Origin of the sequence: Pseudoduganella sp. UC29_71 (assembly GCF_042693265.1) — a bacterium.
Lineage (GTDB): Bacteria > Pseudomonadota > Gammaproteobacteria > Burkholderiales > Burkholderiaceae_D > Rugamonas.
The window spans coordinates 3,341,538-3,358,000 of the sequence record NZ_CP170549.1 but is presented as its reverse complement, the minus strand read 5'-3'; the positions used below and the strand labels follow the sequence as shown (position 1 = coordinate 3,358,000).

Below are 16,463 nucleotides of genomic sequence, written 5' to 3'. Positions count from 1 at the left end.
GCGGTGACGGCATGCTGGGCGTGGCGCTTCCAGAGGCGCGCCTGGAACACCTGCGCGGCGGGAGTGCTACGCCGTGGAGCGATATGAAGCTGAACGGGGCGGTCAGCGGTAACAGCGCCATGGCTGTTACCACCGGGGCCAACGTCATCACCGAGGGGGCGTTCAGCAATGCGTCCGGCTTGCCGATGGTGATACAGAACTCCGGTGCGAATGTGCTGATCCAGAACGCAACCATCGTAAATGTTCAATTCAAATGAACGCGCAGCATTCCCGCTGTGTTTATGGCGCGGCCGTGCTGGCGGCGGCGGTGGCGGCTTGTCCTGCCGCCGAGTTGCCCAGCATAGGCGGCGCCACTTATCACGTGCGGGTGGCCAGCCTGAAGGAAGCGCGCTACCGCTCGACCGTGCGCCAGCAATATGACTACAGCTGCGGCTCGGCGGCGGTGGCGACGTTGTTAAGTTACCACTTCGACTACCCGGTTTCGGAGCAGCTTGCGTTTGATCAAATGTACCGTACCGGCGACCAGGCGCGTATCCGGCGCGAGGGATTCTCCCTGCTGGACATCAAGCGTTTCCTGGCCAGCCAGGGTTTTGCGGCGGACGGTTTCGAGCTGCCGCTGGAAAAACTGGCCGAGGCGGGCTTGCCCGCCATTGTGCTGGTGGTGGAGAAGGGATACCATCATTTCGTGGTCATCAAGGGCGTGCGGCCCGACCGGGTGCTGCTGGGCGACCCGTCCGGCGGCACGCGCGCAGTCGGGCGCGCCGCGTTCGACGCCATGTGGCAGAACCGTTTGCTGTTCGTGGTGCACGGCCGCCCCGGCAAGCCCCATTTCAACGAGGCGGCCGACTGGCAGGTGGCCCCGCGCGCCGTGCCGGAGCAGGCGCTCGAGCGCGACAGTTTAATGCGAATAACGCTGCCCAAACTGGGCGATGGCAATTTTTAAGGAGGCTGGCATGAGACGCTTGCGCTGGACCGCGGCTGCCGCGTGCGGCCTGATGCTGTCGGCCGGCGCCGCCGACGGCGGGCCGGGCTGGACCCCGGTGCCGGACAGCGCGCTCGAGGAAGTGCGCGGCGGCTTCGACCTGGGCGGCGGCATGGTGGTGTCGCTGGGCGTGGAACGCCTGGTGTCCATCAACGGCAGCACCGTGGCCAGCAGCCAGTTCAATATCGCCGACTTGTCGCGCATCACGGCCAGCGAGGCGCAGCTGGCGCGCGAGGCCGTGCCGCAGTTCGCCGTGGTGCAGAACGGCGCCGGCAACAGCGCCTTGCTGCCTGCCGGCGGCGCTTCGCCCGCCATGTCGGCCCTGCTGATCCAGAACACCATCAACGACCAGCTGATACGCAGCCAGACCACCATCAATGCGTCGGTCAGCAGCCAGGCGCTGCTGACGGCGATGAATTTTGAAGGCAGCATGCGCGCCGCACTCGCAGGCGCGCTGGCTCCCCGCTGAGCGCACCCGCAGCGCGGGGCGCCGGCCGCAAGCATTCTTGTCTTTCATTGTCTTTGATAAAGGGGGATGTATGCACCTAGCACGAGTGTTGCGCGCCGGCTCGGCCGGCATGTCCATGGTGGTGTGCAGTGCGCTGGCGCAGAGCCAGCCGGAGACGCAAGGCATGGCGGAGCTGGCCGCCGAACTGGCGGCCGTCAAGCGGCAACTGGCGGAACAGCGCGTACTACTCGAAACGCTCAAGCAGCAGATGGCCGAACAGCAGCGCGGCCTGGCGGCCCTGCCCGCGCCGGGCGCCGCGCCGGCCCTGCCGGCGGCGGTGCCGGCGGAGCGCCTGGCCAGCCAGCGCGGCGCGGGGCAGGGCGGCGCAGGGCAGGGCGGCCAGGCGCCGGCCGCGCCGCCGGCCCAGCAGCCGGTCCAGCAGCCGGCCCAGCCAGGACCGCAGCGCCCGGCCGAGAACAACCAGGCTGCGGTCGGCCAGGCGCCGCAGCGCGACGGCCGGCCGCCCGAAGTGGCGCCGCTGTTCGAACAGCCCGGCGTGCTCACGCCCAAGGGCCGCTACGTGTTCGAGCCGTCCTACCAGTTCGGCTATTCGTCCAGCAACCGCGTGGCGCTGGTCGGCTACACCATCATCCCCGCGCTGCTGATCGGCCTGATCGACGTGCGCGAACTCAAGCGCAACACCATGACCGCCACCGCCGCCGGCCGCTACGGCCTGACCTCGCGCACCGAGCTCGAAGTGCGCGTGCCCTATGTCTACCGCAGCGACTCCACCGTCAGCCGCGAGATCTTCACCGGCACGGCGGTCGAGAACGTGTTTTCCACCAGCGGGCGCGGCATCGGCGACGTCGAACTGGCGCTGCGCCACCAGCTCAACGACGGCGGCGTGGACAAGCCGTATTACGTGGCCGGCCTGAAAGTGAAAACCCGCACCGGCAAGGACCCGTTCGAAGTGGTGACCGATTGCGCCAGCCGCTGCGTGGGGCCGAACGCCAGCGGCACCGGCCTGCCGCTGGACTTGCCCACCGGCTCGGGCTTCTACGCCATCCAGCCCAGCGTGACCTGGCTGTTCCCGTCCGACCCGGCCATCTTCTTCGGCAGCTTCAGCTACCTGCGCAACATCAAGCGCAACAACGTGCGCCGCATGATACTGAACGGGGAGTGGGAAGACCTGGGCGCCATCAAGCCGGGCGACGTGATCGGCTTTAACTTCGGCATGGGCCTGGCGCTCAACGAGAAGGCCTCGCTGAGCCTGGGCTACAACCACGACACGGTGGCGCGCACCAAGCAGAACGGCGTGGCGGTGCCGGGTTCGGTGCGTACCCAGCTGGGCACCTTGCTGATGGGCTTCTCCTACCGCTTCAACGACAAGCGCTCGCTCAACGTGTCGGTGGGCGCCGGCCTGACGCGCGACACCCCGGACGTGACCTTGTCGGTGCGCATGCCGTTCAACTTCTGAGGGACGCCGCACGCACATCGTATTTTTACGATATGCTCCGTATTCCTATCCTTTTCGACAACCACAATAAAGGGAAACATGACCTCACGCCGCATTCCAGCCGCCAGCGCGGCCCTCGCCATCGCCATTTCCGCCATGCTGGCGCCCGCCCACGCCCACGCCGCCGCGCCGCTGGTCAAGACCCAGGCGCCCGGCTACTTCCGCATCATGCTGGGCGACTTTGAAGTGACCGCGCTGAACGACGGCACGGTGGACCTGCCGGTCGACAAGCTGCTGCACGACAAGCCCGCCAAGACCAACCAGGCCCTGGGCAAGGCCTTCCTGAAAGCACCGCTGGAAACGTCGGTGAACGGCTACCTGGTCAACACCGGCAGCAAGCTGGTGCTGATCGACACCGGCGCCGCCGGCCTGTTCGGCCCGACGCTGGGCAAGCTGGTGGCCAACCTGAAAGCGTCCGGCTACCAGCCGGAGCAGGTCGATGAAATCTACATCACGCACTTGCACCCGGACCACGTGGGCGGCGCCGCCGCGGCAGGCAAGGCGGCCTTCCCGAACGCCGTGCTGCGCGCCGACAAGCACGACACCGACTTCTGGCTGAGCAAGGTGAACCTGGAGAAGGCGCCGGCCGACAAGAAGGGCTTCTTCCAGGGCGCGATCGCCTCCGTGTCGCCGTACAGCGACGCCGGCAAGCTCAATCCGTTCGAAGGCAACACCGAACTGGTGCCGGGCATCAAGGCCGTCACCAGCTACGGCCATACGCCGGGCCACACCACCTATGTTATTGAAAGCAAAGGCCAGAAGCTGGTGCTGCTGGGCGACCTGCTGCACGTGCAGGCGGTGCAGTTCGACGACCCGTCCGTGACCATCGACTTCGACAGCGACAGCAAAGCCGCGTTGGCGCAGCGCAAGGCCGCTTTCGCGGACGCCGCCAAGCAGGGCTACCTGATCGGCGCGGCCCACCTGCAGTTCCCCGGCCTGGGCCACATCCGCAGCCAGGGCAAGGGCTACCAGTTCGTGCCGGTGAATTACACCATCCCGCGCTGATCGGCTAGACCAGGCCGTACCAGCCCAGCACCGCACCCGCAGCCAGCAGCCACAGCAAATGGATGCGGGTGCGCCAGATGACCACGCCGGCCGCCGCCGACAAGGCCCACAGCGGCCAGTCCTGCGCGGTCTGGGCGTTGGCGGTGGCCAGGATGATGCCGGTTGACACCAGCAATCCCACCACCACCGGCGCCATGCCCTGCTTGAACGCACGCACGCCGCGCCGTTCGCGGTTGCGGTGCAGCCATTGCGACGCCATGTAGGTCAGGGTGGTGCTGGGCACCATGATCCCCACCATCGTCACCAGCACCCCCATCACGGCGGCCAGCCAGCTGCCCGCGTTCAGGCCCACGTTCCAGCCCATCAGCGCCACGAACAGCACGTTCGGCCCGGGCGCCGCCTGCGCGATGGCGATGGCGTCATTGAACTGCGCCGGCGTCAGCCAGTGGTGCTGCTCGACCAGGTAGCGGTGCATCTCGGCGGTGGTGGAAATGGCGCCGCCGACCGACATCAGCGACAACAGCATATAGTGGCCGAACAGGCTGACCCAGTCGCCCACGCTCAGCACGATGTGGATGGGCGGGTTCATGCCTTGATCCTGCGGTAGGTGAGCACGCAGCACAGGCCGCCCAGGCCCAGCAGCACGTAGGCCAGCGGCACGCGCAGCCAGGCCACCAGCACCACCCCCAGCACGGCGGCCGACACGCTCCACGCCAGCGGCAGCGGATGCTTGCGCAGCGCGCTGAGCAGCTTGAGGCCGGTGGCGGCGATCATGCCCGCCGACACCGCCGCCATGCCGCGCAGCGCGCCCTGCACGCCGGGATGGTCCGCATAGTGCGCGTGCAGCAGGGCCAGCATCAGCACCACCAGCATGGGCAGGGTCAGCATGCCGGCCAGCGCCGCCATGGCCCCGCGCAGGCCGAAATAGCGCGCGCCGATCACCAGCGACAGGTTGACCACGTTAGGCCCGGGCATGATTTGCGCGACCGCCCATTCCTCGAGAAATTCCTCCTGCGTCAGCCAGCGCTTGCGCTCGACCATCTCGCGCTGCACCACCGCCAGCACGCCGCCGAAGCCCTGCAGGGCGAGAATAGTGAAAGATAGAAACAGGTCGCCGAGCGACTTCGGACGCGGCCGCTGGCCGTCCAATTCTTGGGGGAACTCGTTGCTGGATATCATGTTGGTATTATCCTTGACTTTGGGATTTATTGTTCGATACTCCTTTCACCGGGCTTTACCGGCCCGCCCGACCTGTGAAGGATGATTGATGGATGCCATGACACTTCCTGCCCAGCCGACACAGCTGGCGCCACCTCAACAGCGCTCGGATGAGCGCTGCAGCGAGATCGTCAACAAGGGCATTGCAGTGCAAAACTGCTTCAGCACCTTGTGCGCGATAGAGTATCTCAAGTCCAACAATGTCCGGCCCGACGTCATCGAACGCGTGCTGCTGCACCCCGATCTGCGCCGAAAAATCTCCCATTAAGCCCTAACTTCCGCAATTTTTGCCCGGTGCCGCAACCCTGCCGCACCGGGCGCAGTTATGCACAAAGATTGGTAATAAGAAAATGCGCAAAAATATTTTTGCCCAGCCGCGCATCTGATGCTAAGTCATTGATTTATCAGGCGATAAAATCTGCCTTTTGAACGGGCAGTTTGTAGAAAAGCCCATAGATACGGGCCGTATGGGCTGTCAAGTAGCCCTTATCCACAAAGATATCCACATTCGCTGTGGATATCGGAAAAAGCGCTTCAGAATCCGCCACTTAGCGTGCGGCGACGGTGGAATGCAGGCGTTTACGCGGCAGGATGCAGGGAGTACAGGGGGAGATAACCACTGTACGGGTGAACAGTGGTTGGGCCGTCAATCCTCGGCCGCGCTCACCACCAGCTTGCGGCCCAGCAGCGCCGCTTCCGGCTCGCCCAGCAGCTCGGCGGCCTTGCCGTTCACTTCCAGGATGCGGTGCTGCTCGTCCAGGACGAAGCTGACGCTGTCGTCGAGCCGGGCTTGCACGTCCGCCAGATGGCGCTCGGCCTCCACCAGGTTGGCGTAGCTGCGCAGCGAGGAAATCACCGTGGTAAACAGCTTGCGCGTGGTCAGGTCGCTCTTGCACCAGAAATCGTTGATGTCGTAATCGAGGATGATGCTGTGCTCCAGCGCCTGGCCGGGCTGGCCGGTGCGCAGCACGATGCGCACCAGTTTGTTGTGCAGCTCGTCGCGGATCTGGCGCGCCACCTTCAGGCCGGCTTCGCTGGTCTCCATGATGACATCGAGCAGCACCAGCGCCACGTCCGGCGTGGTGCGCAGGATGTGCAGGGCCTCGTCGCCACTGTACGCGTGCAGAAAGCTCAGGCGGCGGCCCTGGAAGCAGGCGTTGCTGAGGGAAAACTTGGTGACCACATGAACGTCCACGTCGTCGTCGACGATCAGGACGCGCCAGGGCGCCAGGACGGGTGCCGGGGCGGACTGGTCGCCATTGGCAGGCACATCTTCTTCTATCATCCAGTCGGCGCTGGTATCTTCTTTCACGTCCATGCACAATCCCGTGGGCTATTAAAACTTGTCAGTGCATCTGCTTCCGTCAACACTATTCCTCGCCTGCATTTTTGTCAAAGGATTCTATCGGGCGCTGCGCGCGCCCGAAAATATTTTTTCAACTGGCAAAAAGCCGCCGTTGTCGGCCCTCATATGCCTCTGTAAGTACTTGATTTAATTACCTAAAAAAACTGCCTGCCAAATTGGCATTTTATTGAAACCCGCGCCAGTACTGGCTTTGCGGGCTGTCAAGTGGCACTTTTCCACATCGTTATCCACAGTTGGTGTGGATAAGCTGAAAAAGCGCTTTAAAAACGGCTCCTTACAGCCTGGACTTCAAGTGCGCCAGTTCGGCCATAAAGCGCTCGCACGCCAGCGCCGGCGGCCAGGGCTCCCAGGGTGCGCCGCCGTAGACGGCCTGCAGCGGATCGGTATCGAGTACCTCGGCGCGTATCTTCAACGTCCGCCGCACTTCCTCGCGCGACCAGCCCACCACGTGCACCGCCTCGCTGGCGGCCGCCAGGCGGTCGGCCTTCTTGTGGATGCGGTGCTCGGTGGGCGTCCAGCCCGGCACGCCGTAGCGCAGGAACACCGCATGCTCCAGGCGCGCGCTCAGGGCGCGGAAACTGTCGCCCAGGAAGGGCTTGAGCACCGAGATGCAATCGAAGCCCAGCAAGCCTTCCTCGGCGTCGTGCAGCAGCTCGCGCAGCTCCAGTACCGGGTCGAGCGCCTTGCCGTTGGCGGCCCAGGCGCGCCGCAGCTGCATCACCGTCAGCGAGTGCTGCGCCACCGACAGCGGCAGCGGCCACGCCGAATGTCCGCCCCAGCGGTAAGTGCGCGCCAGTCCCAGCGCCAGGTCGCCATCGTCCCAGTCGAAGGGCGTGGGATCGAGCAAGTCCAGTCTCTTTCCCGATGGCATACGCACCCAGGCGCGGCTGTGTTCATTAACGCGGCTCATCCCGCATTGTAATCTGACCACGCCCATTATGGAAATTCGTATGCTTTAGAGCAATACTGTGCATTTTTGCAATACACTGGCGGCTGTCCTTTTAACAATCCGGAGACACCATGGCGGCACGTCCTTCCTACCTTTATCCCGGCGGCTCGGTGATGATGCATTCCCCGCTGCAACTCAAGCAGTCCGAGATGTACGGCTTCTTCGTCAAGGGCGACCTGGCCAAGCTGCAGCGCACCCTGGACAGCAGCCTGAACGCGGTGGCCAACGGCCGCATGCGCTTCAAGGCGCTGTCGCCCTACGTGATGCTGACCTTCACGCGCGTCAATCATGCGGACTCGGCGGTGAAGGTGGACCAGGCCAAGGGCTGGATCACGGAAATCGACATCGTCACCTGGATCATGACGGGCGCCATGGACGCGAAAGGCAAGCTGGACCACATCTACTGGTACCCCTGCCACATCTTCGTCGACGATGCCATGGCGCTGATCAACGGCCGCGAGCTGTTCGGCTACCCGAAATACCTGTGCGAATACGAAATCCCGGAAGCGGGCACGCCGCCGCTGCGTTGCTCGGTGTCGGCCAAGGGCTTCCACCCGTTCTCGCCCGACACGCGCATCGCCATGCACCCGCTGCTGGAAGTGAATGCCACCGAAAAGACCGGGCTGGACCAGCCCATCGGCAGCATCGCCGACCTGCTGGAAGAAGCCATTGCGCTATTCCTGTCCATGCCCGACTTCTTCAATATGGACCGCGACGGCTGGGACGACGTGCTCTCGCTGCTGCGCAACCCGCGCATCGATCAGATCTTCCTCAAGCAGTTCCCCGACAGCGCCGGCATCAAGGCCGTGTACCAGGCCATCGTGGCCGCCCCGGCCGAGATCGAGAAACTGCACAGCGCGCGCCTGCTCGGCTACGAGTACGAATGCGTGCTGCACGCCTTCGACAGCTTCCCGCTGCACGAAACGCTGGGCCTGCAACTGGGGCCGCAGCAAGCCATCCTGCCGTTCAACGTCAATTTCGACTTCACCGCCATGCCGGGCGAAGAGCTGGTGGACAATTCATCCATCGCGCCGGAAAAGATCGCCATCCTGGGTGGCGGCGTCGGCGCCATGACGGCCGCCTACTACCTGACCGACCAGCCCGGCTGGCAGAACAACTACGACATCACGGTCTACCAGCAAGGCTGGCGCCTGGGCGGCAAGGGCGCCAGCGGGCGCAACCCGGCGCTGGGCGAGCGCATCGAAGAGCACGGCCTGCACATCTGGTTCGGCTTCTATGCCAACGCCTTCCGGATGATCAAGGACGCCTACGCCGACCCCGGCCGCACGCCGGGCCAGGCGCTCGCCACCTGGCAGGACGCCTTCAAGCAGCACGACTATGTGGCCCTGTCCGAGCGCGTGGGCGACGAGTGGCGCAACTGGTCCATCGTCTTCCCGACCTTGCCGGGCGAACCGGGCGAGGGCGGCGAAGACGTCACGCTGTGGCAGATGGCCGTGGCCATGGTGGGCTGGATAGAACAATGGCTGCGCCAGGTGCGCAGCATGACGGCCGGCATCGAACACGAACGCGCGCTGCCGCGCGCGGACGGCCTGCCGGACTGGCTGCACCACATGGCCGACGCCATGCGCACCGAAGCGCTGGAACTGGCCGACGACGTGGTGGCGTCGGCTGGCGCGCTGCTGGCGCTGGTAAGCAACCTGTCGCCGGACGCCGCGCAGCATGAACGGCAGCAGCACCGGCTGCTGTCCAATTCGCTGGGCGGCATCCGCGCCTGGCTGCATGCGCGCTACCGCAAGCTCATCGACGGCAACGACGACCTGCGCCGCCTCTTCATCTGCCTCGACCTGGGCATCACGGTCATGAAGGGCATGTTCGAAGACGACGTGTTCTCCGAAGGCTTCGACGTCATCAACGACATCGACTTCCGCGACTGGCTGCGCAAGCACGGCGGCGACGAAGCATACAGCGTCAACTCGGCCCCGGTGCGCGGCTTCTACGACCTGGTGTTCGCCTACGAAAACGGCGACTTCGACAAGCCCAACGTCGAAGCGGGCACGATCCTGCGCTCGATGGCGCGCATCGGCCTGGCCTACAAGGGCGGCATCATGTTCAAGATGCAGGCCGGCATGGGCGACACCATCTTCACCCCGCTGTACGAAGTGCTCAAGTCGCGCGGCGTGAAATTCGAATTCTTCCACAAGGTCGAAGAGCTGGTGCCGGACGGCGACACGATCGTCAGCATCCGCATGACGCAGCAGGTGAAGCTGGCCGGCGCCGCCTACGACCCGCTGGTGACGGTGAAAAACCTCGGCTGCTGGCCCTCCATGCCCAACTACAAGCAGCTCGACCCCGAGCAGGCCGAACTGCTGCAAGTGAAGGACATCAACCTCGAATCGCACTGGAGCGACTGGCCCGCCGTGTACCGCGAAGCCTTCGGCCGCGAGCTGCCGCAGCGCGTGCTCCGGCGCGGCGTGGACTTCGACAAGGTGGTGTTCGGCATCTCGATCGGCTCGCTGCCGGTAGTGTGCGCCCAGCTGCTCGAACGCAGCCCCAAGCTGCGCCTGGCGCACGAAAAAGTGCAGACCGTGGCCACCCAGGCCTACCAGGTCTGGCTCGACAAAGACCTCGCGCAGATGGGCTGGACCCACCAGCCCGGCGGCCAGCAGCCCGTGCTGAGCGGCTTTACCGAACCGTACGACACCTGGGCGCCGATGGACCAGCTGCTGTGCCGCGAACAATGGCCGGCCGGCAGCGAGCCGAAAAACGTCTCCTACTTCTGCAGCGCGCTGCCGGTGGCCGAGTGCCCGCCGGCCAGCGACCACGGCTTCCCCGCGCGCATGGCCGCCGTGGCCAGGGAAGGCGCGCTGAACCAGGTCGGCAGGAAAATCTGCGCGCTCTGGTCCGCTGCCGGCCCCTCCGGCGCGTTCCCCTGGCAATGGCTGATCGACCCGGCCGGCGGCAGCGGCCCGGCGCGCTTCGACAGCCAATACTGGCGCGCCAACGTCGACCCCTCCGAGCGCTACGTCATGTCCGTCGTCAACAGCACCCGCTACCGCCTCGCCACCGACGAATCCGGCTTCAGCAACCTCTACCTGACCGGCGACTGGATCAAGACCGGCCTCAACGCCGGCTGTGTCGAAGCGGCCGTCATGGCCGGCATGCAAACCTCCCGCGCCATGACCGGCCACCCCGCCACCATCCACGGCGAAACCGATTTCTAACCCGAAAATGGAGCCAGGGTTAATTTTCGAAAATGGAGCCAGGGTTAATTTTCCGGGAAATATTTCCGGATTAATTAACCCTGGCTCCATTTTGGGGGCATTTGGGGGTCAGGGGTGGAGGCGGCGCTGGAGGAGGGCGAGGACGGCGGCTTCTTCGGGGCTGAGGGCGTGCAGGTCGGCGCTGAATTCGCGCTCGGTGCTGGCGCGCAAGGCGTCGAGCTGGCTGCCGTCGAGGTAGGCTTCGATGACGGCGGGGTGGACGTAGCATTTGCGGCAGATCGTCGGCGTGTTGCCGAGCTTTTGCGCCACCGCTTCGATCGCGCGCACGATGTTTTTCTTGGCTTGCGCTTCGCTGTCGAAGCGCTCGAACTCTTGCAGCGCGAGCGCGGCCAGCACCGTGCCGTACCAGGTGCGGAAGTCCTTGGCCGTGTAGTCTTCGCCGCTGATGCTGCGCAGGTAGTCGTTGACGTCGGCGGAGCCTATGCTGTGCGTGCCGCCGTCGTCGTCCACGTACTGGAACAGGTCCTGGCCCGGCAAGTCGCGCGTGCGCTGGATGATGCGCGCCAGGCGCCGGTCGCTCACCGTCACGCGGTGTTCCACGCCGCTCTTGCCGCGGAAATGGAATTCGACCGCGCTGCCGTCTATCCGCACGTGCCGGTTGCGCAAGGTCGTCAGGCCGAAGGACTTGTTTTCGCGCGCGTATTCTTCGTTCCCGACCCGCATCATGGTCGCCTGCAGCAGGTGCACCACGGTGGCCAGCACTTTTTCGCGCGGCAGGCCGGGCAGGCCCAAGGCGGCATCCACCGCCGCGCGGATGCCGGGCAGGGCGCGGCCGAAGGCGAGCATGCGTTCGTATTTGACTTCGTCGCGCACGCTGCGCCAGCGCGCGTGGTAACGGTATTGCTTGCGGCCGCGCGCGTCGCGGCCCGTCGCTTGAAGGTGGCCGTTGGCGTGCGCGCAGATCCAGACGTTCTCCCAGGCCGGCGGGATGGCCAGCTTGCGGATGCGGGCCAGCGTGTCCTCGTCGCGCACCGGCTGGCCGCTGCTATCGACGTAGCGGAAGCCTTTGCTGGCGCGCTTGCGCGCGATGCCGGGCTGGTGGTCGCCCACGTAGCGCAGCCCGGCCGCCTTGGCGGCTGCGGGGGCGTCGGTCGGCGGCACTGGGCTGTTGGCGGAGGGCGTGTCGCGTTTCATCGCTGTCCTTGAGGGTGGATGGCGCGATGGTAGGGCTTTTCCGGCGTACGCTCCGTTCTCTGCCGCACATAGCCGGCCCGCTTATTCTGCGGTGACGCGCGCTTCTTTGGCCTTGCAGCCGTTGGCGCGCAAGTCGCTGCATGCTTGCTCGAGGGCGGCCGCCACTTCGGGCAGGGAGTCGATCACCAGCTGCAGCTCGCCGGCGGCGGAGAGTTTTTCCAGGTCGTGGCACAGGCCGTGCAGGCCGGTGTCGCTGAGGTAGCCGGCACTGCCTTTGAGCGCGTGGAAGGCGGCGGAGGCGGCGTGGCTCTTGCCGCTCAGGGCAGCGCTGCGCGCCACTTCCAGCCTGCGCGGGGCTTCTTCGAGGAAGGCTTGCGTGATGCGTTGCATATGCTTGGGCGACAGGCCGGCCAGCGGCATGATGCTGATCTTGTCTTGCGCCGCAGCGTGGGCCGTGCCGGCGTCGGCGCGGCACGGCGGCTCGACGCCGAATTGCGCGGCCAGCTCGGCTTCGCTGGGCGGCGCCGGCGCCGGCGCCGGGCCGGGCGCGGCGAGCGTGTAGCCGGAGTTCCGGGGGCAGTCTTCCGGCGCGGCGTGCACCGCTTCGGCTGCGGCGGGCAGCGGCGGCAGCGTGCGTCCCCGGCTGAGCAGCTGGGCGATGGTCTTCTCGATCTGGTCGTACAGCAGCCGTTCGTCCACCGGCTTGCTGAGGAAGCCGTCCATGCCGACTGCCAGGTAGCGCGCGCGGTCATGGTCGCTGGCATTGGCGGTCAGCGCGATGATGGGGACGCAGGTGTCGCGCACCCGGTAGTCTTCGCTGCCGCCGCGCCGCACCAGGCGCGCCGCCTGTTCGCCGTCCATGACCGGCATGCGGCCGTCCATCAGCACCAGGTCGTAGTCGGCGCTGCTGAGCGCTTCCAGCGCCTCGATGCCGTTTTCCACCAGCACCACGTCGTGCCCCATGGTTTCCAGCAGCGTGCTGATGATGATCTGGTTGGTGCGCACGTCTTCGGCGCACAGGATGCGCAGCTGGTAGGCGTGGCGCTGCTCGCGCGGCGCCGCCTGCACGTCGGTGTCGGGCGGCACGCCCAGCGTCAGCGGCAGGGTGAAGAAGAAGCTGGAGCCGACGCCGGGCTGGCTGGCCGCGCCGATCTCGCCGCCCATCAGTTCCACCAGCTCCTTGCAGATGGCCAGGCCCAGCCCGGTGCCGCCGTAGCGGCGCGTGGTGGACATGTCGGCCTGTTCGAATTTCTGGAACAGGCGCTCCATCGTGGTCTCGCTGATGCCGGGTCCGGTGTCGCTGATGCTGAAGTGCAGCATGGTGACGCCGCGCTTGTCCTTGCCGGCCGCCGCTTCCAGCCGCACTTCGCCGCGGTCGGTGAACTTGATGGCGTTGCCCAGCAGGTTGAGCAGGATCTGGCGAATGCGGGTCGGGTCGCCCAGCACGTAGCGCGGCAGGTCCAGCGCCAGTTCGCGCCGCAGCAGCAGGCTCTTGGCGTCGGCCTGCGCCTGCAGGATGCCGATGGCTTCGTCGATCAGCGTGCGCAAGTCGACGTTGATGGTTTCGATCGACAGCTTGCCGGCGTCGATCTTGGAAAAGTCCAGGATGTCGTTCAGGATGGCCAGCAGCGCTTCGCTGTTTTGCAGGCCGATGCGCAGGTATTCCTCGGTGCGGCCTTGCACGGTCTGGTCGCGCAGCGCGAACTTGAGCATGCCGATCACGCCGGCCAGCGGGGTGCGGATGTCGTGGCTCATGGCGGACAGGAAGTCGATGCGGTGGCGGCTGACGATCTCCGCATGCTCCTTGGCCTCGGTCAGCTCGGCGGTGCGCTCGTTGACGCGCTGTTCCAGGTGGTTGCGCAGCAGGCGGATCTGGTCGGCCAGCGCGAAGGCCAGCAGCACGCCGTCCAGCGTGCCGCCCAGCAGCGTGAACAGCTGCGCGTTTTCGACGGCGGCCGGGATCAGGCCCACGTTGGCCGGCAGAATCAGCAGGCCGGGCAGCATCAGCGCGACAAAGCCGAGCACGAAGAAGCGCGCCGGCTGGTAGCCCTTGCGCCACACCATGATGCCGGTCACCAGCGCCATCGTCATCCAGATCATGATGACGATGGTGGCCAGCGTGTGCGCCCAGCTCAGCGCCACGAAGCAGCTCGGCAGCAGCACCAGCGGCAGCACGATGTTGACGGTGCTGAGCTTGTACAGCGCGGGCGAGGTGTCGCGCAGCTGCAGGAAGGTGCGGTAGAACAGCGTGCTCAGCACCGGCAGCAGGAAGAAGGGGATGTAGTGCACATGCAGGTTGTGCCAGGCGAACAGGTCGGCCGGCAGGTGGAAGGTCAGGCCCCAGCCGGCCGCGTAGCACAGCACGTACAGCGAGTAGTACAGCGGCGCGCGTTCGCGCGTGTAGCTGTAGATAAAGAAGTTGAACACGGCCAGCGCGAGCAGGGCGCCGATGGAGCCGATGATGAGGAAGTTCTCGCGCGCCACCAGCTCGCGGTAGGCGTCGCGCTGGGTGATGGCGAACACCGGCTTGCGGGCGTAGAAAGGGCTGCTGAAGTGGATCAGCACTTCGTAGCTTTCGCCGGGCTGCAGCTCGACGTCTTTGCCGTAGTGCAGCAAGTACTCGTGCGGCGCGCGGTAGCCGGACACCCGTTGCTGCACGGCGCCGTCAGGTCCGTAGATCCGGGTCTCGACGGCGTCGATCAGCGTGTCGTTGGGATCGACCACCCACGCGGTGTGGCGGGTGTCGTTGCGCAGGCGGGCGTGCAGCCAGTAGCCGCCGCCCAGCAGGTCGACTTCCCTGGCCGGGGACAGCGTGGCGAGGAAGGCGGGCAGGGCGCCGGCGCTGGCCGGAAAGGGGGCGCTGCCGGGGGAGGCCGGCGCGGCGCGGTACAGGCGGGCGCTGCGCATCAGGTCCAGCGAGGCAGTGCCGGTCAGTACGGCCTGGCCCAGGCGGCTGTCGGCGGGCACGGACGGAGAGGCCGTGACAGCGGTGGCAGACGGCGCTTGCGCGCGCGACGGGACGGGCGCGGCCATCAGCGTCATCATCAGCAGGAAGCAGGCGAACAGTGCAGTGTAGCGGACGATAATCTTGCTGGCTGTACTCATGTTGTTTGCCAAAGGCATCGCGCGGAGATAGTAAAATGGCGGAAATCTTGCCTTATTCTAATCGACTATTCAGGGAAACCCTACTTTGCTGATCTCTCCGGAACAAATAGTTGCCTTTCTGGCTGCCGCCGTCGTGATAACCGTTTCTCCCGGTCCCGACAACCTGATGGTGCTCGGCATGGGCATGTCGCGCGGACGCGTCAAGGGCATTGTTTTCGGCCTGGGCTGCGCGCTTGGCTGCCTGAGCCATACGCTGCTGGCCACGCTGGGCGTGAGCGCGCTGATTGCCGCCTCGCCGGTGGCTTTCACGGCCCTGAAGGTGCTGGGCGGCGTGTACCTGATCTGGCTGGGCTGGGGCGCGCTGCGCAGCCCGGGCGGGGCGCGCGTGGACGGCGGCGGCTTGCCGGACGAATCGCTGCTGCGCCTGTTCGGCAAGGGGCTTTTTGCCAACAGTATCAATCCGAAAGTCGTGCTGTTCTTCCTGTCCTTCCTGCCGCAGTTCGTGGTGGCGGGCAACGGCGCGGTGAGCTGGCAGACTGCGCAGCTGGGCTTGCTGTTCACCCTGCAGGCTTGCGTGCTGTTCGGTTTGCTGGGCTATTTCTCGGGCGCCATCGGCAAATGGCTGAACCGCAGCCCGCGCGCCGGACTGTGGATGGACCGGGTTGCCGGCACGATTTTCGTCGCGTTGGGTATCCGCCTTATCGTGGCGCGTTGATCACCTGGTCACGTTCACCGCGTTGATATTGAAGCGCAGCTCCAGTTCATCCTGTACGGCCAGCGCGCCGCCGAACACGGCGAAGGGCGTGATGCCGAAGTCGGTTTGCCTGAGCGTCAGCGTGCCGCTGGCGTTGACGCCGTCCGCGCGCGCCGTCAGCACGGCCGGCACGGCGTAGCGCCGGGTGACGCCGTGCAGCGTGATGGCCGCCTGCATGGGGCCGTCCCGGGTGGTCACGGCCGTTACCTCCACGTAGGGATATTTTTCCGCGTCGAGCACCTTGGTCAGCATATTGTTGCGGGTGCCCGCGATGGCGTCGGCGGCCGGCACGCTGCTCAGTCCCGCTTCGGCGCGCAGCGCGCTTTCATCCACCGTCAATTCATCCAGCCGGAAGCGGAAGCTGGTGCTGCCGGGCTGGCCGTTGGCCGGCGCCACGGCCTGCCCTTCGATATGGCGGCTGGCCACCACGTGGTCGTGCCCCAGTTTGGCCAGCAAGCCGGCGCGCCGCACGGTGACGGCAATCAGCGAGCTGGCGCCGTCGATGCGCAGCGGGCGGGCCGTGGCCGGCGAGGCTGGCTCGGTTACCGGTGCGGCAGGGGCGGCAGGGATGGCAGGCTTGGCTTCGGGCGGCGCAACAGGCGCTGTTGCGCAGGCGCCCAGCGCTGCGGCAAAAATGACGGGCAGTGTGCGAATTATGAGGGGCTTTTTCGTCATTGTGACTTTTCGAGAGTTTTTCCGGCATTTCCTTGGACTAATCTATGCCTGTGAGACTGAGCAACCATA

Annotated in this window: 15 protein-coding genes; 8 read left to right on the top strand and 7 right to left on the bottom strand. The window is 65.9% G+C overall.

Going from position 1 to position 16,463, the window contains the following annotated elements:
* The first annotated feature begins 11 nt into the window (after positions 1–11).
* From ACFJI2_RS14690 to ACFJI2_RS14670, 5 genes are all read left to right on the top strand, one after another.
* The gene (locus ACFJI2_RS14690) at positions 12–257 is read left to right on the top strand and encodes a hypothetical protein (protein WP_107868469.1); all 246 of its coding nucleotides are present in this window, start codon (positions 12–14) and stop codon (positions 255–257) included.
* On the top strand, positions 254–943 hold the full coding sequence (locus ACFJI2_RS14685; protein ID WP_377705684.1) for a C39 family peptidase: 690 nt from the start codon (positions 254–256) through the stop codon (positions 941–943). Before ACFJI2_RS14690 ends, ACFJI2_RS14685 begins: the two co-directional genes overlap by 4 nt.
* A 10-nt stretch (positions 944–953) precedes the next feature.
* Entirely contained in the window at positions 954–1,451 is a 498-nt protein-coding gene (locus tag ACFJI2_RS14680; protein WP_132375434.1) for a hypothetical protein, read from the top strand.
* Positions 1,452–1,521: 70 nt separating this feature from the next.
* On the top strand, positions 1,522–2,907 hold the full coding sequence (locus tag ACFJI2_RS14675) for an acetate kinase (protein ID WP_377705683.1): 1,386 nt from the start codon (positions 1,522–1,524) through the stop codon (positions 2,905–2,907).
* A 78-nt stretch (positions 2,908–2,985) separates the two neighbouring features.
* A complete protein-coding gene (locus ACFJI2_RS14670) occupies positions 2,986–3,951 on the top strand; it encodes an MBL fold metallo-hydrolase (protein WP_377705682.1) in 966 nt (321 codons plus the stop codon).
* Between the two features lie 4 nt (positions 3,952–3,955).
* Here the strand turns inward: ACFJI2_RS14670 and ACFJI2_RS14665 are convergent, their stop codons facing one another.
* Entirely contained in the window at positions 3,956–4,540 is a 585-nt protein-coding gene (locus ACFJI2_RS14665) for a chromate transporter (protein ID WP_377705681.1), read from the bottom strand.
* On the bottom strand, positions 4,537–5,130 hold the full coding sequence (locus tag ACFJI2_RS14660; protein ID WP_377705679.1) for a chromate transporter: 594 nt from the start codon (positions 5,128–5,130) through the stop codon (positions 4,537–4,539). Before ACFJI2_RS14660 ends, ACFJI2_RS14665 begins: the two co-directional genes overlap by 4 nt.
* A gap of 88 nt (positions 5,131–5,218) precedes the next feature.
* On the opposite strand from ACFJI2_RS14660, the gene ACFJI2_RS14655 reads away from it, so the two are divergent.
* The gene (locus tag ACFJI2_RS14655; protein WP_377705678.1) at positions 5,219–5,437 is read left to right on the top strand and encodes a hypothetical protein; all 219 of its coding nucleotides are present in this window, start codon (positions 5,219–5,221) and stop codon (positions 5,435–5,437) included.
* A gap of 378 nt (positions 5,438–5,815) precedes the next feature.
* Here the strand turns inward: ACFJI2_RS14655 and ACFJI2_RS14650 are convergent, their stop codons facing one another.
* Both ACFJI2_RS14650 and ACFJI2_RS14645 read right to left on the bottom strand, forming a co-directional pair.
* Entirely contained in the window at positions 5,816–6,487 is a 672-nt protein-coding gene (locus ACFJI2_RS14650) for a PAS domain-containing protein (RefSeq protein WP_377705677.1), read from the bottom strand.
* A gap of 322 nt (positions 6,488–6,809) precedes the next feature.
* Positions 6,810–7,406, bottom strand: a complete 597-nt coding sequence (locus ACFJI2_RS14645) for a phosphohydrolase (RefSeq protein ID WP_377705675.1) — start codon at positions 7,404–7,406, stop codon at positions 6,810–6,812.
* A gap of 149 nt (positions 7,407–7,555) precedes the next feature.
* Here ACFJI2_RS14645 and ACFJI2_RS14640 point away from each other — a divergent pair, with 149 nt between their 5' ends.
* Positions 7,556–10,666, top strand: a complete 3,111-nt coding sequence (locus ACFJI2_RS14640) for an NAD(P)-binding protein (RefSeq protein WP_377705673.1) — start codon at positions 7,556–7,558, stop codon at positions 10,664–10,666.
* 108 nt (positions 10,667–10,774) lie between these two features.
* Here the strand turns inward: ACFJI2_RS14640 and ACFJI2_RS14635 are convergent, their stop codons facing one another.
* Positions 10,775–11,860 (bottom strand): DNA topoisomerase IB, encoded by a 1,086-nt coding sequence (locus tag ACFJI2_RS14635; protein ID WP_377705672.1) that lies wholly within the window; start codon positions 11,858–11,860, stop codon positions 10,775–10,777.
* A gap of 81 nt (positions 11,861–11,941) precedes the next feature.
* Positions 11,942–14,965 (bottom strand): 7TM diverse intracellular signaling domain-containing protein, encoded by a 3,024-nt coding sequence (locus ACFJI2_RS14630; RefSeq protein ID WP_377705671.1) that lies wholly within the window; start codon positions 14,963–14,965, stop codon positions 11,942–11,944.
* 85 nt (positions 14,966–15,050) lie between these two features.
* On the opposite strand from ACFJI2_RS14630, the gene ACFJI2_RS14625 reads away from it, so the two are divergent.
* Complete coding sequence (locus ACFJI2_RS14625) at positions 15,051–15,680, top strand: LysE family translocator (RefSeq protein WP_377705670.1); 630 nt, start codon at positions 15,051–15,053, stop codon at positions 15,678–15,680.
* Here the strand turns inward: ACFJI2_RS14625 and ACFJI2_RS14620 are convergent, their stop codons facing one another.
* Positions 15,681–16,394: a YceI family protein gene (locus tag ACFJI2_RS14620; RefSeq protein WP_377705669.1), complete on the bottom strand. Its 714-nt coding sequence runs from the start codon at positions 16,392–16,394 to the stop codon at positions 15,681–15,683. It abuts the gene before it with no gap.
* Positions 16,395–16,463 lie beyond the last annotated feature (69 nt).

Bases quoted from the DNA above. Each gene is read 5' to 3' on its own strand.
- ACFJI2_RS14690 (WP_107868469.1), top strand. From the start codon at position 12: ATGCTGGGCGTGGCGCTTCCAGAGGCGCGCCTGGAACACCTGCGCGGC.
- ACFJI2_RS14685 (WP_377705684.1), top strand. From the start codon at position 254: ATGAACGCGCAGCATTCCCGCTGTGTTTATGGCGCGGCCGTGCTGGCG.
- ACFJI2_RS14680 (WP_132375434.1), top strand. From the start codon at position 954: ATGAGACGCTTGCGCTGGACCGCGGCTGCCGCGTGCGGCCTGATGCTG.
- ACFJI2_RS14675 (WP_377705683.1), top strand. From the start codon at position 1,522: ATGCACCTAGCACGAGTGTTGCGCGCCGGCTCGGCCGGCATGTCCATG.
- ACFJI2_RS14670 (WP_377705682.1), top strand. From the start codon at position 2,986: ATGACCTCACGCCGCATTCCAGCCGCCAGCGCGGCCCTCGCCATCGCC.
- ACFJI2_RS14665 (WP_377705681.1), bottom strand. From the start codon at position 4,540: ATGAACCCGCCCATCCACATCGTGCTGAGCGTGGGCGACTGGGTCAGC.
- ACFJI2_RS14660 (WP_377705679.1), bottom strand. From the start codon at position 5,130: ATGATATCCAGCAACGAGTTCCCCCAAGAATTGGACGGCCAGCGGCCG.
- ACFJI2_RS14655 (WP_377705678.1), top strand. From the start codon at position 5,219: ATGGATGCCATGACACTTCCTGCCCAGCCGACACAGCTGGCGCCACCT.
- ACFJI2_RS14650 (WP_377705677.1), bottom strand. From the start codon at position 6,487: ATGGACGTGAAAGAAGATACCAGCGCCGACTGGATGATAGAAGAAGAT.
- ACFJI2_RS14645 (WP_377705675.1), bottom strand. From the start codon at position 7,406: ATGCCATCGGGAAAGAGACTGGACTTGCTCGATCCCACGCCCTTCGAC.
- ACFJI2_RS14640 (WP_377705673.1), top strand. From the start codon at position 7,556: ATGGCGGCACGTCCTTCCTACCTTTATCCCGGCGGCTCGGTGATGATG.
- ACFJI2_RS14635 (WP_377705672.1), bottom strand. From the start codon at position 11,860: ATGAAACGCGACACGCCCTCCGCCAACAGCCCAGTGCCGCCGACCGAC.
- ACFJI2_RS14630 (WP_377705671.1), bottom strand. From the start codon at position 14,965: ATGAGTACAGCCAGCAAGATTATCGTCCGCTACACTGCACTGTTCGCC.
- ACFJI2_RS14620 (WP_377705669.1), bottom strand. From the start codon at position 16,394: ATGACGAAAAAGCCCCTCATAATTCGCACACTGCCCGTCATTTTTGCC.